The organism is Polyangiaceae bacterium, from assembly GCA_016715885.1.
Taxonomy (GTDB): Bacteria; Myxococcota_A; Polyangia; order Polyangiales; family Polyangiaceae; genus Polyangium.
Genome location: JADJXL010000026.1, coordinates 77,025 through 103,278, shown reverse-complemented (window position 1 = coordinate 103,278; position 26,254 = coordinate 77,025). Strand labels below are relative to the sequence as shown.

General features: G+C 61.0%; 21 protein-coding genes. 10 read left to right on the top strand and 11 right to left on the bottom strand.

What is annotated here, in order from left to right; translation table 11 throughout:
• Positions 1-243: 243 nt before the first annotated feature.
• Positions 244-2,940 (top strand): protein kinase, encoded by a 2,697-nt coding sequence (locus IPM54_40295; GenBank protein MBK9266015.1) that lies wholly within the window; start codon positions 244-246, stop codon positions 2,938-2,940.
• Positions 2,868-3,527, top strand: coding sequence for a GNAT family N-acetyltransferase (locus IPM54_40290; GenBank protein ID MBK9266014.1), 660 nt, complete (start codon positions 2,868-2,870; stop codon positions 3,525-3,527). Before IPM54_40295 ends, IPM54_40290 begins: the two co-directional genes overlap by 73 nt.
• A gap of 1,545 nt (positions 3,528-5,072) precedes the next feature.
• On the opposite strand, the gene IPM54_40285 is transcribed toward IPM54_40290, so the two are convergent.
• Positions 5,073-6,590, bottom strand: coding sequence for an exo-alpha-sialidase (locus tag IPM54_40285; GenBank protein ID MBK9266013.1), 1,518 nt, complete (start codon positions 6,588-6,590; stop codon positions 5,073-5,075).
• Between the two features lie 306 nt (positions 6,591-6,896).
• On the opposite strand from IPM54_40285, the gene IPM54_40280 reads away from it, so the two are divergent.
• The 4 genes from IPM54_40280 to IPM54_40265 are packed head-to-tail and all read left to right on the top strand — an operon-like array spanning position 6,897 to position 12,511.
• Positions 6,897-8,363: a HAMP domain-containing histidine kinase gene (locus IPM54_40280; protein MBK9266012.1), complete on the top strand. Its 1,467-nt coding sequence runs from the start codon at positions 6,897-6,899 to the stop codon at positions 8,361-8,363.
• Positions 8,360-10,264 (top strand): HAMP domain-containing histidine kinase, encoded by a 1,905-nt coding sequence (locus tag IPM54_40275; protein ID MBK9266011.1) that lies wholly within the window; start codon positions 8,360-8,362, stop codon positions 10,262-10,264. The genes IPM54_40280 and IPM54_40275 overlap by 4 nt, the downstream gene beginning before the upstream one ends.
• Before the next feature lie 54 nt (positions 10,265-10,318).
• A complete protein-coding gene (gene ruvB / locus IPM54_40270) occupies positions 10,319-11,347 on the top strand; it encodes a Holliday junction branch migration DNA helicase RuvB (GenBank protein MBK9266010.1) in 1,029 nt (342 codons plus the stop codon).
• 3 nt (positions 11,348-11,350) lie between these two features.
• A complete protein-coding gene (locus tag IPM54_40265; protein MBK9266009.1) occupies positions 11,351-12,511 on the top strand; it encodes a GHKL domain-containing protein in 1,161 nt (386 codons plus the stop codon).
• A gap of 2 nt (positions 12,512-12,513) precedes the next feature.
• Here the strand turns inward: IPM54_40265 and IPM54_40260 are convergent, their stop codons facing one another.
• The 8 genes from IPM54_40260 to IPM54_40225 form a co-directional block, all read right to left on the bottom strand.
• Positions 12,514-13,167, bottom strand: a complete 654-nt coding sequence (locus IPM54_40260) for a M23 family metallopeptidase (protein MBK9266008.1) — start codon at positions 13,165-13,167, stop codon at positions 12,514-12,516.
• 71 nt (positions 13,168-13,238) lie between these two features.
• Complete coding sequence (locus tag IPM54_40255) at positions 13,239-13,733, bottom strand: hypothetical protein (GenBank protein ID MBK9266007.1); 495 nt, start codon at positions 13,731-13,733, stop codon at positions 13,239-13,241.
• Between the two features lie 17 nt (positions 13,734-13,750).
• The gene (locus IPM54_40250; protein ID MBK9266006.1) at positions 13,751-14,491 is read right to left on the bottom strand and encodes a hypothetical protein; all 741 of its coding nucleotides are present in this window, start codon (positions 14,489-14,491) and stop codon (positions 13,751-13,753) included.
• Positions 14,488-15,222, bottom strand: coding sequence for a sigma-70 family RNA polymerase sigma factor (locus IPM54_40245; GenBank protein ID MBK9266005.1), 735 nt, complete (start codon positions 15,220-15,222; stop codon positions 14,488-14,490). The genes IPM54_40250 and IPM54_40245 overlap by 4 nt, the downstream gene beginning before the upstream one ends.
• A gap of 227 nt (positions 15,223-15,449) precedes the next feature.
• The gene (locus IPM54_40240) at positions 15,450-16,583 is read right to left on the bottom strand and encodes a trypsin-like peptidase domain-containing protein (protein ID MBK9266004.1); all 1,134 of its coding nucleotides are present in this window, start codon (positions 16,581-16,583) and stop codon (positions 15,450-15,452) included.
• Positions 16,584-16,633: 50 nt separating this feature from the next.
• Positions 16,634-16,852, bottom strand: coding sequence for a DUF1844 domain-containing protein (locus IPM54_40235; protein MBK9266003.1), 219 nt, complete (start codon positions 16,850-16,852; stop codon positions 16,634-16,636).
• Positions 16,853-16,908: 56 nt separating this feature from the next.
• Positions 16,909-17,667: a hypothetical protein gene (locus tag IPM54_40230; GenBank protein MBK9266002.1), complete on the bottom strand. Its 759-nt coding sequence runs from the start codon at positions 17,665-17,667 to the stop codon at positions 16,909-16,911.
• Between the two features lie 47 nt (positions 17,668-17,714).
• On the bottom strand, positions 17,715-18,305 hold the full coding sequence (locus IPM54_40225) for a peptidylprolyl isomerase (protein MBK9266001.1): 591 nt from the start codon (positions 18,303-18,305) through the stop codon (positions 17,715-17,717).
• A gap of 247 nt (positions 18,306-18,552) precedes the next feature.
• On the opposite strand from IPM54_40225, the gene IPM54_40220 reads away from it, so the two are divergent.
• The 4 genes from IPM54_40220 to IPM54_40205 are packed head-to-tail and all read left to right on the top strand — an operon-like array spanning position 18,553 to position 22,977.
• On the top strand, positions 18,553-19,755 hold the full coding sequence (locus tag IPM54_40220) for an efflux RND transporter periplasmic adaptor subunit (GenBank protein ID MBK9266000.1): 1,203 nt from the start codon (positions 18,553-18,555) through the stop codon (positions 19,753-19,755).
• An 11-nt stretch (positions 19,756-19,766) separates the two neighbouring features.
• Entirely contained in the window at positions 19,767-20,531 is a 765-nt protein-coding gene (locus IPM54_40215) for an ABC transporter ATP-binding protein (GenBank protein MBK9265999.1), read from the top strand.
• Entirely contained in the window at positions 20,528-21,751 is a 1,224-nt protein-coding gene (locus IPM54_40210; GenBank protein MBK9265998.1) for an ABC transporter permease, read from the top strand. Before IPM54_40215 ends, IPM54_40210 begins: the two co-directional genes overlap by 4 nt.
• Positions 21,748-22,977 (top strand): ABC transporter permease, encoded by a 1,230-nt coding sequence (locus tag IPM54_40205; protein ID MBK9265997.1) that lies wholly within the window; start codon positions 21,748-21,750, stop codon positions 22,975-22,977. Before IPM54_40210 ends, IPM54_40205 begins: the two co-directional genes overlap by 4 nt.
• 186 nt (positions 22,978-23,163) lie before the next feature.
• Here IPM54_40205 and IPM54_40200 read toward each other — a convergent pair whose 3' ends face one another.
• Complete coding sequence (locus IPM54_40200) at positions 23,164-24,975, bottom strand: 30S ribosomal protein S1 (GenBank protein MBK9265996.1); 1,812 nt, start codon at positions 24,973-24,975, stop codon at positions 23,164-23,166.
• A gap of 128 nt (positions 24,976-25,103) precedes the next feature.
• On the bottom strand, positions 25,104-26,213 hold the full coding sequence (locus IPM54_40195) for an Mrp/NBP35 family ATP-binding protein (GenBank protein ID MBK9265995.1): 1,110 nt from the start codon (positions 26,211-26,213) through the stop codon (positions 25,104-25,106).
• Positions 26,214-26,254 lie beyond the last annotated feature (41 nt).

The window sequence follows — 26,254 nt, the reverse complement described above, 5'->3', positions numbered from 1 at the left end:
GGGAATGTTTCGAGGTCGGGTGCCGATGAAAAAAACTTCCCCGGTGCTCACGTCCCAATTGCAAGGGTTTTCCGCGGATCTTGCGAGCGCGCGGACTACTTCCCGCAACGACAACGGCAGAGCTCTTCCCCTCGGATGCCTCGCTAGACACAATCGGCATCGGCGATCGACGTGTAGTTGTGTGCGCGACCCGCCTCGCCTACGATTCCGACGCTACGTTTCGTTGCTCGACCCTATGATCTGATGGCCTCACCGACAGCGACGAAGATCCCGGTAGGTACCATCCTGTCGGAGAAGTACAGAGTCACACGCGAGATCGGTCGTGGCGGCATGGCTGCCGTCTACGAAGCCGAGAACGTCGACATCGGCAAACGCGTCGCCATCAAAGTGCTCGCGCAGGAACTGACCACGTCGATGGTCGTCGTCGAGCGGTTCTTCCGTGAAGCTCGTGCAGCCGCCGCGATTCGTAGTCCCTACATCTGCGACGTATACGATTCGGGACGTCTCGACGAAGGCCCCCCGTTCCTCGTCCTCGAACTGCTCGAAGGTGAATCGCTCTACGAGCGCATGACGAAGGTTCGGTACTTCGACATTCCGACGACGCTCGCCATCGTCAGCCAAGTATGTCGAGGTCTGACGAAGGCTCATGCAGCCAACATCGTTCATCGCGATCTCAAGCCTGAGAACATCTTCATCGCCAAGGACGAAGACGGCGCGCTGCTCGCCAAGATTCTCGATTTCGGCCTCGCCAAATTTTACACGCCGCTCGACGGATCCGGCGATGCCAAGCAATCGCGGCTCACACGTGAAGGCGCTGTCTTCGGAACACCTGCGTACATGAGCCCCGAGCAGGTTCGTGGACAAGGTGCCGTCGATCATCGCGCCGACCTCTGGGCGCTCGCGTGCATCGTGTACGAGTGTTTCACCGGACGAACCGTTTGGCAGACCGAGCAAGGTGTGGCGATGACGTTCGCGCAGATCGCCAGCGCACCCGTTCCCGACCCGCTCGTCTATCGCCCCGACTTGCCGCCGTCGTTCAAGGACTGGTTCGACAAGGCTCTCGATCGTCGTATCGACCAACGATATCAAACGGCCCGCGAGTTCTCCGACGAGCTCATCGCGGCGCTCGATCCGTCCGCGCGTCTCGATACGTCCGGAGCCTTTCGCGTCGATGGAAGCGGTTCGAGCGGTCTGTATGTTCGCGTCACTGCGCCGGGGCCTGCGTCACCCGAACCCGACGGAAGCGAGCTGTCTCTGTCGCAGCCGCCGCCACCTCCGCCGAACCCAGCGCTTGCGGTGCCAGTACCCGCAGCGGGGGGCGTGCCGGAAATGGCTCCGCGAGGGACGACGGCGACGTTCGAGGCGCCTCCGCGTGCACCAGACGTCAACAATCGCAAAGCGGTACAGGTTTCAGACGAAAAACCGACGCAGACGAGCACGTTCTTGCTCATCGGTGCGCTCGTCGGCGCGCTGATTGGTGGCGGGTACGTCGTCTGGTCGAAGATGCAGGCGGATCCGAAGACGCCTGTCGTGGCGACGTCCGTATCTGCACCCGTCGCGAGCGCGCCGCCTCCTGTATCAGCCGCGCCGAGCGCAAAGGCGGTGCCCGAAACGCCACCGGCGCCCGTGCTTCCATGGCGTCCGTTTGTCGCGGAAGCTCAGGAAAAACTGGTCACGGGCGACCACAAAGGCGCCCTCAAGTCCCTCAAGGAAGCGTTCGACAAGGGCGGCCACGGCGTACCGAGAACGATGCTCGATCACGTCCAAGTGGCCATCGCGAGCGCTGCGGCGAAATCATCGTGCACGCTCACCGGGCTCGGTCGTCCGCGTACGTACGATCTGCACTCGGTGACGTCACGCCGCGTATCCGCCGGTCGTCCCTACATTGCTTTGGGCACCAACGGTCCGGTGGTCACGTGGACCGACACGCACGAAGGGCTCGAACACGCGTACACCGCGGTGCTCGACAATGCGATGCGCACGATCGCCGAACCGATCGACATCACGCCCGAAGGTGGCCGCGTCCAGCTCCCCGTCGTCGTGTCGTACGGCTCCGATCTGCCGATCATCTACACGGATGGGCGCGGAAACGACGCGGGTGTGCATGCGCGATTGCTCGCTGCGGATGGAACGATCGGCAGCCCGATGGTGAACATCGCGCCGCTCAAGGAGCCGAATTCGGGGTCAGCGATCGCAAAGGCCGCCGATGGAACCTATGTGGCGGTGTGGACAGCGGAAGTCGAAACGGGGAGCGAAGAGCTCTTCATGCGCCGTTTGTCCGCGAAGCTCGAACCTCTCGGTGAAGTCGTGCGTGCGACGGACTTCGCTCCCTCGGGGCTTCAGAAGCCACGCGTGCGTTTGCCTTCTGTTGCAGTTGCTGATGAAGCCGCGCAAATCACGTTCCGCCTCGAAAGATCCCCTCAACAGATCATCTACCGCATGCGCGTACCGCTCGCTGATCTCGGCAAGGGTGTCGAGCCACGCAAGAAGGGTGAGAGCACCGATCGGTGGATTGGTGAAGCCGTCGTCGTGAACACCGACAGGTCACGCGGTGATACGTCGTCGATCGCGTGCTCCAAAGAAGAATGCTTCCTCGTGTGGGACAACGAAGTCTTCGGTGGCGTGTCTGCAGCGGCGATCGATCCGGCCACCGCGCAGCCGCTATGGCGTGACAAGTTCAGTCGCACGGGTGGGCATCCGACGGTTGCCTTCGATGAAGCGGGCAACGCTCGGATCGTGTGGTTCGAAAAGGGTGGCATCATGACGGCTCCGGTGACGCGCGCGAAAGTCGGAGCACCAGCCAAGATCGCTCGCGTCAGCGGTGCGCAACCTGCGCCGGCAGTCATTCCCGGAAAAACCCCCGGCGAATGGCTCATCGCGTGGCTCGACTTCGAAGCCGGTCTGCTCGAGCCCTACGTCGCACGATTCGTTTGCCCGTGAACCAGACGCTCATCGTTCCACCTCGAGCTGACCTTCGCGCTCGACCCATCGAGACCGAGAGGCTCACGCTCGCCCCTGTCGATCCGTCGGATTCGCAAGAGGTTTGGCTCGCCGTACACGGGTCGCGACCGCTCTTGTCGAAGTGGCTTCCGTGGGTTCAGTACTACACGGAGCCTGCATCGAGCATGCGCTTCACCGAAGCGTGCGTTGCGGACTGGGATCAAGGTCGCGCGCTGCGCTTCACGATTCGCGAGCGTGCGGGTCGAACGTTCGTCGGTGTCGTTGGCCTCGAATCGTGCGTGCACATTCATCGCCAATGCGACCTTGGCTATTGGCTGCGCAAGGAAGGCATGCGCCGCGGGCTCATGACGGAAGCGGCCCGAGCGGCCATCGAGTTTGCTTTTCGCTACATGGGCGCGCATCGCGTGCGCGTTGCAGCAGCGACCGACAATCACGCATCGCTGCGGGTCATCAGCCGTTTGGGGTTCCGCTTCGAAGGCATCGCGCGGCAAGCGGAATGGTGTGACGGACGGTGGCTCGACCACGGCGTATTTGCGCTTCTTGCGACGGATCCGCGTCCGGGCTGAACATTGTTTCACGTCAAAGCATCTCCAGATTTTCGTGGGACTGAGCCGTCAAGGACCACCGTTGTGTTCGTTCATCGGATCGGAGCTGGCGTTGGTGGTCAGCGCCAGACGTTGAGGTGCTCGACTACGTGACAGGCGTGCAACATCAATTCGTACGAGATCAAATCATCGGCATGATGCGTTCCGAGACAACCCCGTCGGATCATTTGGCTATTTTGTATGCTCCCATGATTGATACGAACTCGTAAGAAACTTGGTCGAACCTAGCGATGCGGATCATGCACGTGCGACGTTCCTCGCGGCGCATGACAACGATGCATATACGTCAACTGTGCGATCGGTTGTCTAGGTGGCCGCGCCGCAGAGCGCTGTTCCGTGTCGCAAATAATTTGTCCTCATACAATTTAGCGTCGAGCGTCTTCACCAGTTCACAATCGACGCATCGACATGTCGCAGCCAAATCGAAACACGCAACTGTTGGTATCGCTCAGATGAATTCATCCCACCGATGAGCAGCTCACGTACGGCGCAGGTACAACAGTCATGTGCCCATCGCTTGCACATGACACCGAAGGCATGCCAGAGCTGAGTATGTTTGTGGACAAACGATATGCAACGTCACTTGCCGCGTTGCACAGCAAGGCGCAGGGTCGGATGCTCCACACAGTGGCTGAGGCATCGATACTGAATGCCCGGACGTGATCGACGGGAAACCTCAACGGAGCGCTAGAACGGTGACTCGTGGCAGCCCGAAATCGAAACGACGCAACTGACTACACCTGCGGGCGCACCCAATGGCCGACAGCACACCTGTGTCAAGTTGCAGCCGGGTTCGTCGCCACACATACAGACGTTATCGTTTAGTGTGCCAGTGCAACAATAGCCACTTTGGCACGTTGCCGTTGGGTTAGGACACTCTTCGGACGACTCGCACCATTTGAGTTGCGGCCCTCCCACGCCGTTTGTTGCGCCGCCGTCTATTGTGCCGGCATCCTCGCCGTCGCCACCGCCGTCGCCTGATTCCTGCGGATTGGTTTCGCGTGGCGGATTGGACTCCCGCACTTCGCTTGCGCAGCCGCAAGCCATTGCAACCGCTATCAGGATGGTTGGACTGATTCGTGTCACCATTTCGCCGGACACTCGTCGATCGAGGGTACACATTCGTAATCCATCGCGCCGGGAAGCGCGCAGCAAACTGAGGGGGGTTGGCATCCAAGCGACGCGCCACAGACGCATCCTTCTAATTCTGAAAACCCACTACAACAATAGCCTGTTATGAAGTCGCAACTGGCATTGGGTCCACATGGCGGGCAGGGACCATCGGCCGGCGCGTACTCGCCAGGAAAGGGTGGCAGAAATCCGTCGAAGACAGGGGCATCGGAGAGAACCTCTGCGTCCATGTCACCGCCATCATTTTCTGTAGTCATCCCCCCGCCACTTGCGCCTGATGCACTCGCGTCATTGCGAGGGACCTGAACGTCTGCAGCGCACGATGCTGGGCCTATGCAAAGCCATATGATCGCGTGGATTATGTTTCGCTCCATGTCACCACACCGTTGCTTGTATATGCTGGTCGAAGGTGACTTCACCGAGATCCGCACACCCGGCATCTGATGCCGTGAAACCGGTGACGATCCATGGGTGCGCATCCACGCCGTATTCCAGCGGAAGAATCGCGGATTGAAAGTAGTCCCCAATTGAGCCAGGGCTGCTCTGCGTTGCGGCTGCATTCGGACATGGCTCCCAGTATTGCCGTTCCGGTCGGATATTGTAACGGGGCGACCATGTGGTACCACCATCTCTTGAATATGTGCCAACAACTAAAATGCTTACGCTATCAGGAAACGGAGCTTCCTCATACCAAGTAAGTGCGATTGTCTCGTCATTGACGATGCTCGATGCAGTGACGCCCGGCTGATATTGCGAAATGCCGGGTGTACCCGGTCGAAAATTCTGGGTCCGCCAACTGACGTTGGTACCCGCGGCGTGTGCACATGTACCCATCGGAGCGTCTACGCAATCCGCCAGCATAACGAAAGTATCTCCCTGCAGCTTATTGCGGAACGCAACGTAAAGGTGGGTCCCATCGCTCGAAACATCGAAGCTTACAGGAACCGTATCACGCCAATATCGCGGCCCAATATTGGGATTAGCCGTTGCTCCCTCAATGAAGGGGTCGATCTGGAGATTTTCTAGCGCGAAAATGCGAGTTGTTTCCCACGTTGAGGATCCGGCCTGTCGACTCAGGCGAACGACCCGCAAATCATAAATGCCATCGCTGCTCATGGAGTCAAGCTCCATGTAGCACAAATAACCTGACGTTGCGCTCGTCAGGCGTACGATCGGGTTCTTTTTTATATTCAATTGAGGAACATTCAAAACAGTGAGAGGCATCCAGCTATCGCCTGCGTCGTCGGACGTAGCAACCAATATGGGCCATGTAGTCTGACCAACAACACGAATTGCTGCAATGACGGCAGCATTTTCGAATAATGCGATAGACGATTTATCAACGAATTGGCCTGGGTCATGCAAGGCGACGCGCATCGGTGACCACGTCAGCCCACCATCGAGTGATTTGGAGACGGCAACCGCATCCGGATCGTCGTTATCGAGCGAAGGGGATGTCTTGGTGATTGCGAGATGCGAGTACAAGATTCGCGATGAATTTTGGGCTAACCACGGATCTGCTCGGAGCAACGTCGGACAGACGGGATCGCCACAATTCGGGTTGGGAGGCAATGGCCCGTGCCGAATCCAATCAACCCCAGCGTTGAGCGAATAAGATAGCCCCGCGTTGCTTTGGCTTAGCTTGGGTGTTAGCTGCCCGGTACCAGGACTAGGGGTGTAGAAACCGGATTGGTCATTATACGCGAAGATCACGCGATCCTGTCCGGCCGCTCGCACATACAGCGCACTCACCTCATTTTTGAGCGTGTACAGTACGGATGCAGGCGCAGGAGGCGGATCTGAGGCGTTGCTGTCATAATAATCCGGCTGACAACCTAGACTGAACATTACGATACACAGAAGACAAGATTTCAGCGCTTGAGGTGAGGGCATTGTCAAATCTCCGTAGTTGCAAAGCGAGTGTGATGTGTTTTTTTTTACATATGTCAACAAATTTCAGGATATTGTGCTGAGGCTCGTTCGTTGTGTGCCGCTCCTCTCGTGATTCGCGTGTTGCCAAGCCGCCGGCTAATCGACGGTGCCATGCCACTTGCGAGGTCTTGAAGGCCGGCTCGTGGCGGACAATGCTCGCCTGCGGGGGATCTCGTCCTTCGACAAGTCCCTCCGGAAACGAACGTGCGGCGTACTTCGCTACGACTTTTCCGCGGGGGACTCCCGCTTTTGCCGGTGGCGCCTGCCATGGTGCTCCTCATCGGGATCGCCACGGCGCTCGCCATCGCGCTCGTGGGCATTCGGCAGCTTGGACGATTGGGTGACGACGCTTCGGCGCTTCGAGCTGACGCGATTGCGGCCACGATCGCTGCGCGCATGCGTCTCGCGGCGCCGGAGGAGCAATCTGAAATCGTCGGCCGAGCAGCTCGTCGCAGTGGCACGGAAATCCTCGTCGTCGATCAACGCGGGCAGATTGTCGTCGACGAAAGTTTCGGCGCTCCAAGCAAGGCTGAAGTTCAAAGACTCGTGGCTGCCGGCAGTGGCGAGACGCGCACGGCGCTCGGTCGCGTACGTTTCTCCGCGCGAGCGCTCGATCCTCCAAGGCAAAACACGTCCGTGCTCGCGTTTGTCTCGGCACCGAATCCGCCTCCGGGCTACGTACGGCTCGTCAATGCCGTCACGGCACTCACGGTGCTGCTGCTCAGCGTCGCCGTCGGTGTGGCGCACGCGTTTGCCAAGCAAGTGAACGACGACGTCGACTTCGTACGAGAACGTATCGTCGACATGGCCCGGCCCGACGCGGCTCCCACGGGTCAGCAAATTCCCATTCGATCGCTCGATCAAGTCGGCATGTTGACCGCAGCGTTCAACGTTCTCGTCACGCGGTTTGCCGCAGCCGAACGCACGTACCGCGCCGACCTCGCGCAAGCGGCCGACATGGACAAGGAACGATCGGCCTTCCTGGCAGGACTCAGTCACGAGCTACGCACGCCGCTCAACGCGATCCTGGGCTTTGCTCACGTGCTCGAAAGCGAAGTCGACGGTCCACTCAGCGACGAAGCGCGTGAATCTTTGGCGGTCATACGAACGAGCGGCGAGCACTTGCGGCAGCTCATCGACGACATCCTCGAGCTATCCGCGCTCGAAACGGGGACGCTCCAGCTATCGCGCAGTCCCGTCGACGTGCATCAAGTCGCCGAGCAGGTCGTTCGTGAAGCAACGGCCACCGTGGCGAACAAGCCCCTGACGCTCGCGGTCGATGGAGTGGGTGGGCTGTACGCGTTCGCGGACAAACGGCGCGTGCGACAAATTTTGACGAACCTCGTCTCCAACGCGACCAAGTTCACGACACGAGGATCGGTCACGGTACGTGTCGAGGCACTGGGCTCGTTCGTCGTGATCACCGTGCGGGATACGGGTCCGGGCATTCCGCGCGAGCAAACGGCGGCGATTTTCAAAGAGTACACGCAGCTCGGCGATGCGCGTTCGCGTGGTGGAACGGGGCTCGGTTTGGCCATCACCAAGCGGCTCGTATCGATGCACGGCGGCACGATCGACGTCACGAGCGAAATGGGGCGAGGCTCCACGTTCACCGTGTCGTTGCCGCGTTGTGAAGCGAACCAACCACCCGATGGAGCCAATGTTTCGGATTCGAACGATTTGGGTTCGTACCCGCCGCCGTCGCGTGGAGAAGCGCCCGAGGTGAGGGGATGATCGATCCGGCGCGCACACTGCTTCGTGACGTGATCGTTCGTCAGGTCCTCACGGGCCTTGGAGGTCACGCCGCAATCGCTCTTCTTGCACCGACTCTCCTCTTGCTCGATCGGTCGACGACGAGCAGCGTGCTCGTGTTGGTCCTGGAGCTGACGGCTCTCGCGCTCGTCATCAGCACGCTCGTCGTGATGTTTCGCTTGCGCAAGCATCGTTCGATGCTCGCGGCGTCGACGACGCAGGCGCAGTCGATTGGCGCGCGCGAGATTCGAAGTTTCGTGGGGTTACCCAGCGCCCTCACGCTGCGTTTTTTCGTTGTGTGCTGCATCGTTCATGCGTTCGGCCTCATGCCGCTCGTGCGTCCGGAAAAACTGGATCAGGGTCGAGCGATCAGCTTGCTCACCTTGTCGATCACGATCATCGGCGCATCTTCCCTGATTCATTACGTGCTCATTCGAGCGTCCACGGTGCGCCTGCTCGATGTTGGTCCCGTCGAACCCATCTCGACGCTCCTCGAATCGCAGGACTTTCAGCAGATACCGCGCCGTCGTTTGCTGCAGAAGTTCTTGCTCGCCGTCGTCGCTCCCGTGACGCTCGTGGGCGTGGGCGCCGTGCTCATCACGCATGCTCACATGCGCACGCTCATCGAGCAGAGTCGCAAGAACACGGCCGCGCTGCTCGCGCGCATCGCGCTCGATCCGGGATCGACGCAAGGCAAGAAAAACGTCACGGAAGATGCGGTTGCGGCAGCGGCGCAATACGGGTTTTTGGGTCGCATCACGGGGCCTCGTCGCGAAGGCGAATCGACCTTCACGCGTGAAGCCGATGGCGAGCTTTTGCTCAGCGTCCCACTTGAAACAGGACAAGCGGACGTTCGCTTCACGGCCGACCTCGACCCGACGATCACGATGGAAGGAGCCGTGATCGCACTCGCGTTCGGCGTGCTTGCAGCGCTCGTGGGAGCGTTGATTGGTCGTGCGTTGTCGGAGGACCTCAAGCTCGCTACGCATCGCGTGCGTTTGCTTGGTACAGAAAGTGTTCTACGCGGTGAAACCCGCATCGCTCGTCCCGTTTGGTTTCGCCTCGTGGAAAATTTGGGTCGCGCGATCGAAGTTTTGGCGGAACGATTTCGCATCTTTGCGGGCGCTCAAGAGCGCGCGCTCGAAGCTCAAGAAGCAGCGCAACGCATGCGTGGGCTGCTTTTCGCCAGCGTCAGTCACGACCTGAAAAGCCCACTCAACGCAATCCTGGGCTTCACCGAGCTCGTGGGGCGAGAAGAGCTCACGACGAGTCAGCGCGAGAGTTTGGCGCTCATCGAAAACCGCGGACGCGAGCTTCTCGCACTCATCGAATCCATCTTGGATACCGCGCGCGTCGAAGCCGGACAGCTCACGCTGCTGCCTCGACCCGTCGACGTCGCGCAGCTCGCAACCGAAGCCGTGCGCCGAGCACGTGAGCTTGCGGCGGACGCGCATCATGAAGTCGTCGTCGAAGTGGCCGAAGGACTGCCTGAAATACCTGTCGATCCGGCATACGCGGCGCGTGCGTTCGCACTCATCATCGGTCATGCGATTCGCACGGGAGCGGCCGATCCAGCGGCACGTGGCGTGCGTGTTCGAGCAACCAGGCCCGCTGGACCCGAGCCCGGAGTCCGCATCGACGTCGAGCTTGGCGGACGCACCACGACGCCTGCCGAAGTCGATGCGCTGTTCGCGCGTCGAGCGACATCCCGCGGCAAAAGCCTCACGCTCGGCTTGAGCCTCGCGCGATCCATCGTCGAGCTGCACGGCGGCTCGGTCACCGTCGAAGGCACACCCGACGGAGCACCGCTCGTGCAGTGTTGGTTGCCCCTCGTCATCCCCGGCAGGCGGCCGCGTCTGTCGTCCAAACCGGCCCTTGGCTGACCGCCGTCACGTGCGCGGCTTCCCTTCGAACAGCGTACGAGCTACGTCCTCGTCATGTCCGAGCGCGTGATCACTCCGGCGTCCGTCGATGACGATGACCGTTTCGATCGGCTTTTTCGCCCCGATTCACTCGACGAGTACGTTGGTCAGGACAAACATCGTCAAAACTTGAAGGTGTTCGTCGAAGCGGCGAAACGGAGAAATGAGCCCGTCGATCACACGCTTTTCTGCGGGCCGCCGGGCCTTGGGAAAACCACGCTCGCGCATATCGTCGCGCGAGAAATGGGCGTCACGCTGCACGCGACGAGTGGTCCGGCCATCGAGCACAAGGGAGCTCTCGCTGGGCTGCTCACGAAACTCGAAGCGCGCGACGTGCTCTTCATCGACGAAATTCATCGGCTCACGCCTGCGGTCGAAGACAGCCTCTACCCCGCGATCGAAGCTTTCAAGATCGACATCATGACCGGCGATGGCCCTTATGCGACGACCATTCAGTTGCCACTCAAACCATTCACGCTCATCGGCGCAACGACCCGCACCGGCCTCCTCACAGCACCGCTCCTGTCGCGTTTTGGATACGTCGTTCGCCTCGATTTTTACCCCGTCGAGGACCTCGAACGCATCATCACGCGGAGCGCTCGCCTGGTCGAAGTGCCCATCGATCCCGAAGGCGCGCGCGCCTTGGCCGCTCGTGCACGAGGTACGCCGCGCGTCGCCAATCGATTGCTACGACGTGCTCGCGACTTCGCCGAAGTGCTTGGAACGGGCCGTATCAATGCACAGATCGCCAACATCACGGCGGACCGTCTCGAGATCGACACCGCCGGTCTCGATGAAATGGACCGGCGGCTCCTCGGCGTGATCATCGAGCATTACGACGGCGGACCCGTTGGGATCGACACGATCGCGGCAGCGCTCAGCGAACCTCGGGACACCATCGAGGACGTCTACGAGCCGTATCTCTTGCAGCAGGGGTTTCTTGGACGGACGCCTCGAGGGCGCATCGCAACGCGTAAGGCATACGAGCACCTTGGTCGCCCCATGCCCACGAAGAACACGCCTCAAGGCGATCTATTCTCTTGAGTCATGCGCAACATCGCTGAGCTTTTGGATCGACTGCTCGTCGCATCGTGCGAGATGTCGCCTGATGCAGACGTTTCGAAAATCGTCGAAGCGTTCGTCGCGATCGGAAGAGACGCGTTTCCAGACGCGGCGATCGGCATTCACGTGCTGCAAGGCGACGGCGCTCCGGTCATCGTGCGGCATTCGTCACGCAGCTCCGATGCACCCAGTGACGATTGGGCCCGTCTTTTCCCGGGCTTGGCGCACGAGCGAATCATCGCCATTCCAGCAAGCGAGGACGCGGCTTTGCATCTCGCGTCCGACGATCGAACGCATGTTTTTCCTGACGCACCGCTCGAATCGTTCTTGTCGAGGTTTGTCCTAACGATCGGAGCAGCGCTACGTCATGCCCGGGCGCACGCGGAGCTTCGCGCGCGGCATGCGCGGCTGCACGACTTCGATGCGAAATTCGTTCACACGAGCAGGCTCGCTTCGTTCGGTCAGATCGCAGCCGACATCGTGCACGAGCTCAACAGTCCGCTCACGTCGGTCCTCGCGTATTCGGATTACCTTCATCAGAAAGCGCTGCGACAAGGCGCCGATCCAGCGGATGCCGAGCGCCTCGGGCGCCTGCATCAAGCAGCCGAGCGCATCCATGCGTTCACCCGCGATCTTTTGGCCTACGCGCGACCGAGAAACGCTGTGCCGACAGCCGTTGCGATTCATGACGTGATCGAACAAGCGCTCGTTTTTTGCGATCACGTGCTCAGCGAACTGGATGTGAACGTGGAGCGGGCCTTCGGCGATGTGCCCGCGGTACGAGGAATCGCCGATCAACTCACCCAAATCTTCGTCAACCTCTTCACGAACGCAGCTCATGCGATGCGCAAACACGGGGGACGTTTGACCATCCAAACCAACCTCGTCCCTGAACCATCGATCGTGCGTGTGCGGGTGGAGGACGAGGGGCACGGCATACCACCCGAGCATCTCGAAAAAATATTCGAGCCTTATTTCACGACGAAACCAGAGGGTACGGGGACGGGTCTCGGGCTCAGCATCGTGCGCAGCATCGTGACCGCACATGGCGGACACATTCGCGCGTATGCCCGGCCAAACCAAGGCGCCGTATTCGAAGTCGACTTGCCGGCGGAAGTTCGTCCGAGCGAACCTGCTTCGATGTGACGTTATTTGGCGAGCAATCGATCGCCACTTTGCGGCAAATCCGCGGATATCGCGCCGTTGCGTTCGTACGCCATGTACCGCGGCGCGATGCCCGTAGCGCCCGTTGCATGCATGCTCGACATGACCTGCCAATGCAGGTGCGCCATCGTCGAATGACCTGAATTGCCGCAACGCCCGAGCTCGGTGCCCGCATTGACGAAGACGCCGGGACGCACTTTCAGCGAGCCGGGAATGAGGTGCGCAAAGAGCGAGAACTCGCCATTTTGGTGGTCGATGACGACGAAGTTGCCGTGCATGTCGTAACGATTGACGACGCCGGGAGGATTGTCGGGGATGCCATCGACGGCAATGACGACGACGCCTGGCGCGTCGGCGAGGATGGGTTGGTTGTACGAGGGGTAATCGGCGTTGTTTGGCGAGCGTGGCGTGGGTGCGTCGACGACGAGATCGAGCGCGTAGGCTTGGTCGTTGTTGCTGCCGTAGTGCGTTCGGTGCACGCGCCACTTGCCCGCGACTGGAAGGCGATAAAAGACGGTGCCTGTGGGCTTTCCGGCGACGGCCGGTGGATATTTGGGGACCGGGGGAGCATCACCGCCGCAACCGGTGAGAAAAACGGTGGCGGCCATGGCAGGCGCAGCAAGGAAAAGCGAACGCATACCGGATATTTACACCGGCGATACGCTCAATAGGCCGTTGTTTTGTCCGCGCTCGACAATTCAGCGGCTCGTCAGGGGTTGACCTTGATCGCGATGACGAGAATGCCACCTTTGTAGGTCTGTCCTGCAACGAAGAACGTTTCGCCCGCTTTCGCGTTGACCTCGAGCAGCGGGAGAAACGTGTTTCCGCCCGGCTTTTGAATGCTCGCGCTCATCACGTAACGCTTGGCTTCGCCCTTCTTTTTGGGCTCGACCACGTCCTTCAGCGCGACTTTGAGCACGCCGCCATTGGGAAGCTTGGTGGTCGAAGGTTTCGATTTGGAGGACGACGCGGTGGAGCGTTCGAGGAGTTTGTAGCTGTTGTAGGCTGAAAAAGGCGGCTTGGTGAGCTCGGGCATCTTGCCGATCTTCGAATCGATGCCGGTGCCGTCATTCGTCCCGTGGAGAACGGTGAATTCGGCAGCGACCGAAGCTTCGGCTTGAGCGGGCGCTTTGGGCGCAGCGGCTTGTTCGGCAAGCGCGACGGAGGGAAACGGGGCGAGTGAAACCCCAGCAGCCAAGAAAATACCAAAAAGCGGAAGCCTCATTTTTCTTCTCCATCGGGGTCAGTCAGCCACACGACCGTGGTGGTGTGTTTTGACGTCGCAGCTTCCGTTGGCACGTAAAAGATTGCTCCAACTCTGGAGCCAAAGTCGACGGCGGCGACTTCCACGCCCATCTCTTCGTCCTGCGCGACTTCGGCTTCCACGTCGCTGCTCGGCGCGGGTTCCATTTCCGTCGGAGCTGCGGCGGGTGCGACTTCGGGTGTCGTGACCGCTGCAACCGGTGCCGTGGGTGCCGTGGAGGGAGCGGGCGCAAACCGGCCCCAAATCATCAAGCCCGCTGCGGCAGCGACGGCAATCGCTGCAAGCGCAAAGATTCCACGCGCATTGTCGTTCGATGGTTTCGTTCGCTGGCCGAGTTTTTCCAAACGAACCGCAGAAGCGTTTGACGTGAGAATCTCGGGGGCCGCCTGCATCACCGGCGCCTTGTCCCGTTCGTCCAATGAAACATCGCTCTTGTCGGCAGCGATTTGCGCCATCACGGCATCGGCAAAATCGATGTTTGCCGCGGCATCCACTGCCCGCTCGCGCACGATGGCCGATGAAAGCTCGAGCGATTCGAGTTTGCCTCGAAGGACCTTGTCACGCGCGATCGCTCGACGAACCTCTTCATGGCGATCGCTCTCGAGCTCCCCATCGAGATACAGCATCAAATCGAGGTCCGAGACGGGCGCCTCGACGTGCCGATCGTGGGCTGTTCCGTTCATGCTCTTCGTCGTCACGGCGCCTCCTCAGGCTCGACTGATTCTTCGACGGCGCTTCGTGAACGCCCTTCTTCTGCATAACAATCCGCCAAAGCGCGCTGGAGCTTCTGCCTTGCGTGGAAGAGCCGACTCATGATCGTTCCTTTGGAAACGTTCATGGCAACAGCCATTTCTTCGTACGACATGCCTTCGACCTCACGCATCAAGATGACGCCTCGGTGATAGGGGGGAAGAGCTTCGAGCGCGGCCTGGATACGGGTCGCGATTTCTCGGCGACGCATGACGTCGATCGGGTCGGCGCCATCAATGCGAGATACGAGGGGAAAGTCCGTGGCTTCGTCCGGTACGGCCTGGCCCTCCACAAGCTCGACATCTCGCCGGCCGGGCTTGCGCATGAGGTCGATCGCCAGATTGGTGACGATGCGATAAAGCCAAGTGAAGAACGACGAACCGCCCTGGAAGGAATTGAGATTGCGATACACGCGTAAGAAAGCATCCTGAACGAGTTCTCGGGCGTCGTTTTCGTCGCGAACGAGCCCCATGGCGATCGCGAAGGCTCGGCGCTGGTGACGTTCGACGAGACGTCGAAACGCCGCCTGGTCACCTTTTTGCGCCCGAAGAATGAACTCACGGTCTTCCTCTGCTTCCCGTCTTCGGGCCTCGTTGTTGGACGCCCGCGCAAAAGGCCTATTCACTGGCGCGAGACGTTCGATCGCGGCGTCGGGAAGCGGTGCGGCATCATCCGGCAAGTCGTCGAGCGCCCCGTCCGGACGGTCTTCGACCGGATCGGCAAGCTCGGGCCGGTGAGTCTCATCCGCAGATGTGGGGATGGAGGACACGTCGAACCTCTACTCTAGGCGATCAGACCAGCGGCCGAAAGCATGCGGTCGTCTTTCCAGCAAACGTGGGGTTTGGGGCGCAGGGCGCCGAGGCGACCCGAAGCCCCAAAGGTTCGAACGAGGCGCTCCGTTGCCATTCAATCATCGCTCGAAGGTTCGGAGGTCAAGGCTTCGAGGTCCCCAAGGGTGACACGAACCTCGAAGACGCGTTCGAGCCTCGCAATGCGAAGCGTGACGGTCTTGTTCACCCCAGCGATGCTCGCGAGCCACCGAAGCTCGTTCGGGTCCGTGATCGACTTGCCGTCGAAGCCAATGATCACGTCGTCGGCAGCAATCCCGGCGCGATCACCAGGCCCGCCGGGCGTCACGTTGAGCACCCATGCGCCTTTGCGATCGGGGCGTTTCAGCCGCCCAGCCTCGATGCTGTTGAGCGAGCCGACGTTGATCCCAATCGCACTGCGGTGGATTTTCCCGTCACGAAGGAGCACCGGCAAAAGCTCCTTCACCATGTTGATCGGAATCGCGAACCCGATGCTGTTCGCATTGGCCCTGACGGCCGCGTTGATCCCGACAACCTCTCCGTGCACGTCGAGCAAGGGGCCGCCGGAATTGCCCGGGTTGATGCTCGCGTCGGTCTGCAAAAAGTTGAAATACCCCGTCGGATCGAGGCCTTTCACGTCGTCTCGCGTCCGGCCCTTCGCGGACAAAATGCCCGCCGAAACCGTGTGCGAAAGGCCAAACGGATTGCCAATCGCCACCACCCAGTCCCCGACCTCGATCCGATCCGAGTTTCCAAGCGGTAACGCAGGGAGCCCTTCCTCGTCCACTTTGAGCACCGCGATGTCCGTTTGTTTGTCGCGACCAACCACCGTGGCTCGTAGCTCGCGTCCATCAAAGAACCCCACGAGAATGTCCGTGGCTTCTTCGATGACGTGATTGTTCGTGAGCATGTACCCCTTGGGGTCGTAGACGAACGCCGTTCCAAGCCCTTCGGATACCGAACGCCGACGTCCCGTCGGTCGCTCCTGCACGGTGCGAGCTTTCACGGTTGCTACCGCCGGATCCGCTCGTCTTGCGAGCGGCGCGAACGACAGCGGATAACCGTTGGTGCCCAAAATAGCTGGGGGCGGCGCAGGCGCCTGTGTTGCAGATGTCGGCGGGGCCGATGGAATGGGGATCGAGCCGGGGGGAATTTGCGTGACGGGCTCGGAGCTCGAAGCCGTGCTGCTCGACGAACCACTGCTGCTCTTGCCGCATGCGCCTGCGCCCAAGAGCAGGCATGTGGAGACGGCCCAAAGCCGCAGCAGTGATCGCCCGGCCGTCACGTTCCCTTGGACGCTTCTTCGAAGCGTTGTCGGAGTTCATCGAGCGCCCTCGAAAGAAGGCTCTCTTCATCGCCGGTCAGGTTGCCCTTGGTCTTTTCTTCGAGCAGCGCCAAGAGCTCGATGTCCTGCTGAGCGAGCGCGATGTTGCGCTCCGATTGGCCATCGGGCCCCGGCATGTCTCCGAGATGAACATGCGCCGACCCAATGATCGACATCACGAAGATCGAAAAATCGAGCTTCGGAAGGTCGGCATGGGGTTTGTCTTGGGCGCTCACCCCGCCTGCCCCTCGGTCGATGGGTTTGTCGTTTCGATCGGAGCTGCGGCATCCGCAACGGGTTCCGGCGCTGCGGCCGCGGCCGTTTCGGGCTCCGCCGGCGCAGCCGCTTCGGGTGCGGCCTGCGCAGGCGCGGCCGCTTCTTCTTGCACGGGCGGCGCGCTCGTTGCGACTTCGACAGCAGGTGCTTCTTGCACGGGCGCGGCTGCTTGCACGGGCGCGGCTTCTTGCACGGGCGCGGCTTCCTGCACGGGCGCCTCTTGCACGGGCGCCTCTTGCACAGGCGCGGCTGCTTGCACGGGCGCGGCTGCTTGCACGGGCGCGGCTGCTTGCACAGGCGCCTCTTGCACGGGTGCGGCTGCCTGCACAGGCGCGGCTTCCGCTATTGCCGCAGGCTGCGCCGCAACTTCCTCGAACTCGTCTTCGTCCTCGTCTTCGTCCTCGTCGTCGATCAGAGCTTGCACGCCATCGGAAGCCCCAACGCTTGCCACCGGCGCAGCGATCGGAGCTGCGGGCGCATGGGCCGCAACACGCACGGGAGCCGGCGCCGGAGCGGCAACTGGAGCCGGCGGCTGCGGAGTCACGAGCGCCGGTTGAGGAATGCCCAAAAATTCGCTGTTGCTTTCATGGTCGGCAAGGCCCGCCAGGTATTGCTCAATGTCGGCAGGCGAAACGACTCCACTTGCAAGCATTCGCTCGCGAACGCGGAGATCGTAACTCAGAGGTGCGAAGTATCCTCGGTCGGAGGCTTTCATCGGTTTGTCGTGTCTCCCTTGGTAAAACTATTCACGACCCGTGCTGCTCAGTGTTTTCGCGAAATCTGCACGAGAGGCGCGGCGTGGTGGTGATCATGGTCGTGGTCGTGGTCATGGTCGCAGCAGCCACCTTCGTCGTGCGCGGCGGCAGCGCGTTTTTCGAGATCCATCTGTGCGTTCGAGATCTCGTCGTCAGTGGCTGCACGGACCTCATTCACCTCGACCTGAAATCTCACGGTTTGGCCTGCGAGCGGATGGTTCGTATCCACGACGAACGCATCGGGAAGTACCTCGATGACGCGCATGGCCATCGTGCTTCCGTCAGGACCTTGTGCGACGAATTCGTCTCCGGGGGCAACATCCTCGCCGCCTTCGAAGTCCGCTTTGTCCACTTCGAAGACGCCTTCGTCGTCATGATGCCCGAAAGCATCGTCCGGAGGCACCGTGATCTCACGCCGTTCCCCCGCACGCATGCCCGTGAGCGCACGTTCGAGCCCCGGGATGATCTGCGCGTAGCCGTGGATGTACTGCAACGGTTCCCGCGCAGTCGCGCGATCCGCCGTGTCGCCGTCTTCATCGAAGAGGACGTACGTCAGCGTAACGTGCGTATCGGGACCAATGGCGAGCGATGACGACATGAGGGTCGACGGTGTGCCACGCTCCTCGGCCGCCTTCAAGCCTGCTCGAGTCGTGCGCGTCACGTGAGATGTTCCCAGGGCGTGGTATGTAGCGTCCGTCATGGGCAATCCCGGAATCGGCCTTGGATCGAGCGAGCAGATCCAGGCACCTAGCCAACAGCCAACCGCGCGGGGCAATGCAAGCTCGAAGGAAGCCACGGGGCGGCCCGAACTGGAAAAGACGCTTTCCCGGGTCGAAGGCAAAGGCATGTGGCTGCGACGCGCCATCGTCTTGCTGGTGCTGGCGATCATCGCCGGGGGCGCTGTTATTTGGTTCAAGAAAAACAAGCCGCCGCCAGCGGCTCGTTATGTGACGTCGACCATCACGACCGGTGACATCTTCGAAACGATCCAGTCGACGGGACAGGTGAAACCCGTCACCGAAGTGCAAATCGGCGCGCAGGTTTCGGGCCGCATCACGAAAGTTCACGTCGACTTCAATTCGGTCGTGAAAGCCGGCGACTTGCTCGCGGAGATCGATCCGCAGCTCATTGGAGCTCAAATTGATGAAAATCAGGCGCGTATTGCCGCCGCCGCCGCAAGCGTGAAGCGGGCCGAGGCGAACTTGGAAACGGCGCGCGTGCGGCTCGAACGCGCACGCAAAGTTTTTCAGGAAGGCGTCGGTTCGCAGCAAGAGCTGGATTCCGCGCAAGGCAACTACGACGTCGCCATCGCCGACGTTTCCGCATCCAAGGCCCAAGTGTCGCAGCTCAGCGCGACGCTTCGTTCTACCAAGACAAACCTCGCGTTTACGAAAATTTACTCGCCCATCGACGGCGTCGTGATCAACCGAGCAATTGATCCGGGACAAACCGTCGCTGCGAGCTTTCAAACGCCCACGCTTTTCGTGATCGCGCAGGATTTGCGAAAAATGCGCGTTCTCGCGGACATCGACGAAGCGGACGTCGGGCGGCTGAAAGAACAAATGAAGTCCGACATTCGCGTGGATGCGTTCCCGGGCGAAACGTTCGAAGGCATCGTGAGCCAAGTGCGATACAGCCCCGTGAACCAAGCGGGCGTCGTGACGTATGCCGCGGTGATCGAAGTCGAAAATCCCGAGTTGAAACTGCGTCCGGGCATGACGGCGACCGCGACGATTCATTCCGCCGAAGCCAAGGGGACCAAACGCCTTCCCAATGCGGCGCTTCGTTTCAAGCCATCGCCGCCGAAAGACAAGGACGGCAAACCCCTGCCGCAAGATCCACTTCCACGGCTCGCTCCAGGAAAAGGGCGCGTCTACGTGATCACCGACGCGACACCCGGCGCGGAAAAGATCGAGATGCGCGAGGTCGACATCGGCATCACGGACGGCGTGAGCACGGCGCTGCAAAGTGATGTCGGCACGTTGGAAGTCGTCACCGACGAGACTGACGAAGCCATGCGACAAGCGGGCGGCCGTCGAAGCTTCTAGGCGAGATCGTCATGGAATCGAGCCAGCCGCTCATCGAACTGAAGCAGATCGGCAAGGACTACGTCACCGAAGCGGTCACCGTGCGCGCTTTGCGTAGCGTGAGCTTGACCATCTTGAAGAGCGAGTTCGTCGCGATCATCGGTCAAAGCGGTTCGGGCAAAAGCACGATGATGAACATCATCGGTTGTCTCGACAGACCCACGCGCGGCAAGTACGTGCTCGATGGAATCGAAGTGGGAATGCGCAGCAACGACGCTCGAGCTGTCGTGAGAAACCACCTCATCGGGTTTGTCTTTCAAGGTTTCAACCTGCTGCCGCGCACCACGGCTCAAGAAAATGTGGAGCTGCCGCTCGTGTACCGAGGGGTTGGAGCTTCCGAACGAGCTCGTCGCGCCCAAAAAGCGCTCGAATCCGTGGGCCTCGGTGGCCGCTTGCATCACACGCCGAATCAGCTCTCGGGCGGGCAGCAGCAACGCGTGGCGATCGCGCGCGCTCTCGTGACCGAACCACCGCTGCTGCTCGCCGACGAACCCACCGGGAACCTCGACACGCGCACGAGCCTCGAAGTGCTCGACCTCTTGCAGCGTTTGAATCGAACGCAAGGCATCACGATCGTGCTCGTGACGCACGAACACGACATCGCGGCGTGCGCGAGTCGCGTGATCGAGATGCGCGACGGTAAGGTTCGGCGAGACGAACGGAATACGCACCCGACGAACGCCGCCGAAGCGCTCGCCAATTTGCCCACGGACGAAGATCAGGTGGCGGCGCCATGATGGCGATTCTGGCTGCCATTCGGCTCGCTTTGCGGGCCATCGTGCGCTCCAAACTCCGCTCGACGCTGACCGTGCTCGGCATCCTCATCGGCGTTGCTGCCGTCGTCATCGTCGTAGCGCTCGGCACGGGCGTGCAGCAGCAGATCCTTGGGCGCATCTCGAACCTCGGCGCCAACGTCATCTTCATCTGGCCGCAAGCAACGCAAAGCTCGGGAGTGCGCAGCAAAGACAGCGGCAACCGCATCACGGAAAACGATGCCCGCGCGCTCGTACGGGACGCATCGAGCCTTTCGGACGTGGTGCCGTTCAGCTCGACCGGCGCGCAAGTCATCTCCGGCGATCAGAACGTCGTCACGCAGGTCATGGGAACCACGCGCGGATACCTTGACGTGCGAGGGTTCTCCGTTGGCAAAGGACGCATGTTCACCGAATCGGAGGAGCTGCTCAAAGCAAAGGTTTGCATCATCGGAGAGGTCGTTCGGCAAAAGCTTTTCGGCACGCAGGATCCCGTCGGCCAGTACGTGCGTATTGGGCGCCATCCGTACCGCATCGTGGGTCTCTTATCGGAGAAGGGGCAATCACCGTTCGGGGAAGACCAAGACGATCGTGTGATCATGCCCATCGGAAGTTTTCGCGCGCGGGTGCAACCATCGGCACCGGGACGCGTGCAGATGCTCATCGCGTCGGCGAAAGACGAAAAGCTCGTGGATCGAGCCGTCATGCAGATCGACTCGATCTTGCGTCAGCGACACAAGATTGGACCCGGCGAAGAACCGGATTTCGGCGTTCGTACGCAGTCGGAGATTCGTAAGAAGTTCGAGGGCATCGCCGTGACCCTCACGATTTTCTTGTCTTTGATCGCTGCAATATCCCTGTTCGTGGGCGGCATCGGCGTCATGAACATCATGCTCGTGAGCGTCACGGAGCGAACGCGTGAGATCGGCATTCGCATGGCCATCGGCGCGTCCTTCAGCGACATCCTCACGCAGTTTCTCGTAGAAGCCGTGGTGCTCAGTTTGATCGGTGGCTTGATCGGGCTCGGCATCGGTGCGGGCGCAATCGTGCTGTTGGGCAAGGGTCTCGGTTGGCCTTTGTCGCTCCCCCTTCCTGCCGTCGTTGCAGCGATTGGAACGAGCGCCGGGATCGGGGTACTTGCTGGGTTTTTCCCGGCATTACGAGCAGCTCTGCTCGATCCCATCGTCGCGTTGAGGCAAGAATGAATTGGCTCTTCCGCCTCTTGTCGTCTGTCGCGATCGCGTTCCGATCGGTTGTACGAAACAAACTCCGGGCCTCTCTGACGATCGTGGGAATCACCATCGGGATTGCTGCCGTCGTCACGATGACCGCGCTCGGTACCGCAGCACGAGCTCAAATCGGCGGCCAGATCGCGAGCCTCGGCTCGAATGCGCTCATCGTCTTTCCGCAGTCGTCGCGTTCATCGGGTGCAAAGACGACGACAGGGTCGAAGCTATCCGAAGGCGATTGCCAGGCGCTCGAGCGCGAGTCGACCAGCATTCGAGCGGCCGTGCCGTTTCTTCGTTCGAGCGCCCAAGCCGTCTACGAAGGGAAAAACGTCAAAGTCGAAGTGATCGGTTCCCGCAGCACCTACCTCGACGTGCGCAATTGGAACGTCACGCGTGGCGAAGGCTGGACGCCGTCTTCGGAGAACGTCTCCGAAAAGGTGGTGCTCATCGGAGCAAACACATCGAAGGAGTTGTTTGGAACGGCAAACCCCGTCGATCGAACCATACGGATTGGCAAGTATCCGTATCGCATCATCGGCGTACTCGAAGAAAAAGGCCCGTCACCGTTTGGGCAGAGCCAAGACGACGTCGTCGTCATGCCCATCACGACGATGCGTTCGCATGTGCGTTTCGCGCGGCCGGGTGAAACCGACGCCATCTTCATGAGCGCCACGGCGGCGGAGACGACGGAACGCGCAAAGAAACAAGCGGAGTCGATTCTGCGCCAGCGTCACCGCATCCAGGAAGGCGAAGAGGACGATTTCATCATACGTAGCCAGGCCGAGATCAAAGAGCTGCAGGAGTCGATTACAGGGAGTTTGTCGACGCTGCTCATCGGCATTGCCGCGGTGTCGCTCATCGTCGGCGGCATCGGCGTCATGAACATCATGCTGGTGAGCGTCACGGAGAGGACGCGCGAGATTGGCATTCGTATGGCCATTGGTGCGCGCGAAGCGGACATCCTGACGCAGTTTCTCATCGAAGCGCTGGTGCTGACGACGATCGGCGGCTTGACCGGAACGGCCATCGCGTACGGCGCGACGATCGCGATTGGCAAATTTGCCGCTCTGCCCATGGAGATTTCACCGACGGCGCTGGTCGTCGCGCTGGTGGTGAGCTCATCGATCGGGCTCGTCTTCGGGTTTGTCCCGGCCTTTCAGGCAGCGAAGCTGGATCCCGTGCAGGCTCTCGGACGGGAATAGCCTCACCCCCCAACCCCCTCTCCCCTCGCGCCTACGGCGCGGCGGAGAGGGGGCGAAGGCCTCACCCCCCGGCCCCCTCTCCTAGAAGGAGAGGGGGAGTAGAAGGAGAGGGGGAGAAATTGCGCACGCGTAGACGCGTCTTCTTTCCCCCTCTCCCTCGTAGGGAGAGGGGGCTAGGGGGTGAGGCTAATTCTGGTTTTTCTTCATGAGGTCGGCGAAGGTGCCGAACTTGGCTTCGCGCGCAACGCCCGAGCGGTACGCCTGGTACGCTTGCTTTTCGGCGTCTTCCTTGAGCGCGCGGATCGAGAGCTTGGCTTCTCCGCGACGAGGGTCGATCTCGAGGACCTTGGCATCGAGCTTCGTGTTGGGCGGGAACTCCTTGCGCAGATCCGTTCCACGAGCGGTGCCCGTGTGGCCTGCGGGGATGAATCCACGCGCAGCACGACCCGTGACGCCAAGGATGCGTACGGCAAGGCCGCTTTCGGTGATTTGTACGACGGCAACTTTGACGGACTTGTACTGCTGAACGCGTTGCCGAGGTTCGTCTTCACCGGCTGGAAGGGCAGGGTGGAGGCCGATCTTGTGCGCGCCTGCATCGCAGCTCGAAACGACGACGTCGATCTCGTCACCGACCTTGACCACCTCGCTGGGATGCTCGACGGCTTTGAAGGCGATGTCGGCGGTGTGGCACAAGCCGTCGATCCCTGGCTCGAGCTCGATGAAGGCACCGAAAGGCTGAAGCCTTGCGACCTTGCCCTTGTGACGCGTGCCGACGGCGTACTTCTCTTTCACGGCGTCCCACGGATCGGCCGTGGTTGCCTTGTGTGAGAGCCAAAGTTTGCCCTTGTCGTCGATCTTCAGGACTTTGACGTCGATTTCGACGCCGGGGCGGAAGAGGTCCGTGAGTTTGGCGCTGCGATCGTGGCTCGCTTCGGTCATGTGAATGAGGCCTTCGACGCCGCCCGCATCGGGCAGAGCTACGAAGACGCCCCAGGCAACGACCTTGCGCACGATGCCCTTGTGCACGCTGCCCGGCGTGACTTTGCTGAGCGCAGACGTGCGCGCTTGGCGAGCGTCTTCGTCGAGCATTTTCTTGCGGGACACGACGATGTCGCGGCCCTTCTTGGCGTATTGCGTGATGAGGAAGTCGAGACGTTGGCCAACGAGATGCGACAAGTCGGCGCCGTGTCGCAAGTCGACGTGCGACGCGGGAGCGAATGCCCGCAGGCCGCCCAAGTCCACTTCGAGGCCACCTTTGACGGTGCCCGTCACGAAGCCGAAGACGACGTCTTCGCTCTTCGCTGCAGCTTCGAGCTGTTGCTTGAGCTCATCGAGGGGGCGAGGCGTTCCGCGGCAAAGCATGAGCATGCCGCCGCGCACGCCGGTGCTGGCAACCGTCGCGATGAATTGATCGCCATCGGTCGGAATGCCTTCCTCTTCGGGGAGTTCGTCGCGGTTGAACAGACCGATGGCCTTGCCCGCGATGTCGACCCAGATGACCTGATCGGTCACCTTGCAGACTTTGCCGAAGACTTCTTCGCCTACGCTGAAGGCCGGGCGTTCTCGCTGCGCAGCGGCGTGCTGTTTGTCGCGGTGCTTGTCGCGACGTTTGCCTTGCGCGGGACCTTGCGCCTCGGGTTGCTGTTCACCCTGAGCAGCGTCGTCGGTCGATTCGCCCTCGCCTTCGCCTTCGCCTGCGTCAGCGGCAGCTTCGACGTCACCTTGCGGCGCTTCGGTTTGTCCCTGCGCACCAGGCGGCCCCTTGCGCTTCTTGTTGCGCTTGCGCTTCTTCGCGTCACCACCGGCGGCAGCCTGTGGTCGCGGAGCTTGACGTGGCGCGGCGCCTGGAAGGCGATTGCCGATGTCGTCTCCCGGCTGTTCGTCCCAATCTTCGTCGCTCGATTTGGCGATCTGCTCCGGCGCGTTGCCAGAAAGCTGAGCGTTGCCAGGGGCCTCAGTCTCAGCCTGATCGTTGGTGTTTTGTTCGTCCGTGTTCATCCGGGATCTCGGAACGGCTCACGATGCACGATGCTCTTGAGCGAGCGTCGTCGCGCATTCGCGTAGCTCGGAAAGGGGCGGAAACCATAACGTACCTCGCACGCTTGCGCGAGGGTTTGCGACCGTCTCTAGCGCACGATGGGCAAAAATCGTTGCTGCCCGCCGCTCCGGTCGATTCGAAGCGAGCCGCCGCGCGAAAGGTTGTGCACGCTGACTTTGGCGGCTAGCTCTTGCGCAACATCGATGAACGCACGGCCAACCGTGCTGTCGGGAGCTGCTTGAACCACCGGCGTACCCGCATCGCCCCATTCGCGAACGGACGGATCCAGCGGAATTTGCCCAATGAGCGGCGCTCCTGCAAAGTCGGCAATCTTCTGACCACCTCCCGAACCGAAGAGCGTGTGCCGTTTGTCACAGCCATCGCACACGAAATAACTCTCGTTTTCCACGACGCCCAAAATGGGAATGCCCACCTTCTGCGCCATCGACACGGACTTGTAGACATCCTGCAGCGCCACTTCCTGCGGCGTCGTCACGATGACCGCTCCGGTCGTCCGCAACTTCTGCGAAATCGTCAGCGCGATGTCACCCGTTCCCGGAGGCAGATCCAGGATCAAATAATCGAGCGTGCCCCAATCGACGTCGTTCATGAACTGCATGAGCGCGCTCTGAATCATCGGGCCACGCCAAACCACGGCACTCCTCGCATCCTCGAGCAAGAAGCCGATCGACATCAGTTTGACCCCAAACCGTTCGAGCGGCGTGAACCTCTTGCCATCGAGCGAGGTCGGACGACCCATCACGCCGAGCATCGTGGGAATACTCGGCCCGTACATGTCGGCATCGAGCAGCCCGACACGACATCCAAGACGGCTCAGCGCGAGCGTCAGGTTTGTCGCGACCGTACTCTTTCCAACGCCACCCTTGCCGCTCATCACGAGCACGATGTTGCGCACGCCAGGGCAGGGGTCGTCGGGAAGGATGTTCCGCTCGGGAATGCTCACGTCCCACGAAATGTCGACGCTCGACGCGCCCGCTTTGCGGAGCGCCGCGGTGACGTCGTCCTGAAGGCGCCCCTTCCATGAACAAGCTGGCGTGATGAGCGTGATGCTCAGTGAAACGGCGTCGCCATCGACGCGGACATCCCCAAGCATGCCCGCATCGGCAAGCGAACGCTGAAGCTCGGGATCCAAAACGTTCCCGGCCGCCGTCCTGGCGGCTTCAACAGAAATGGCCATGAAAGATCCTCGGATGATGACGTGCCGGGACTCTTTAGATC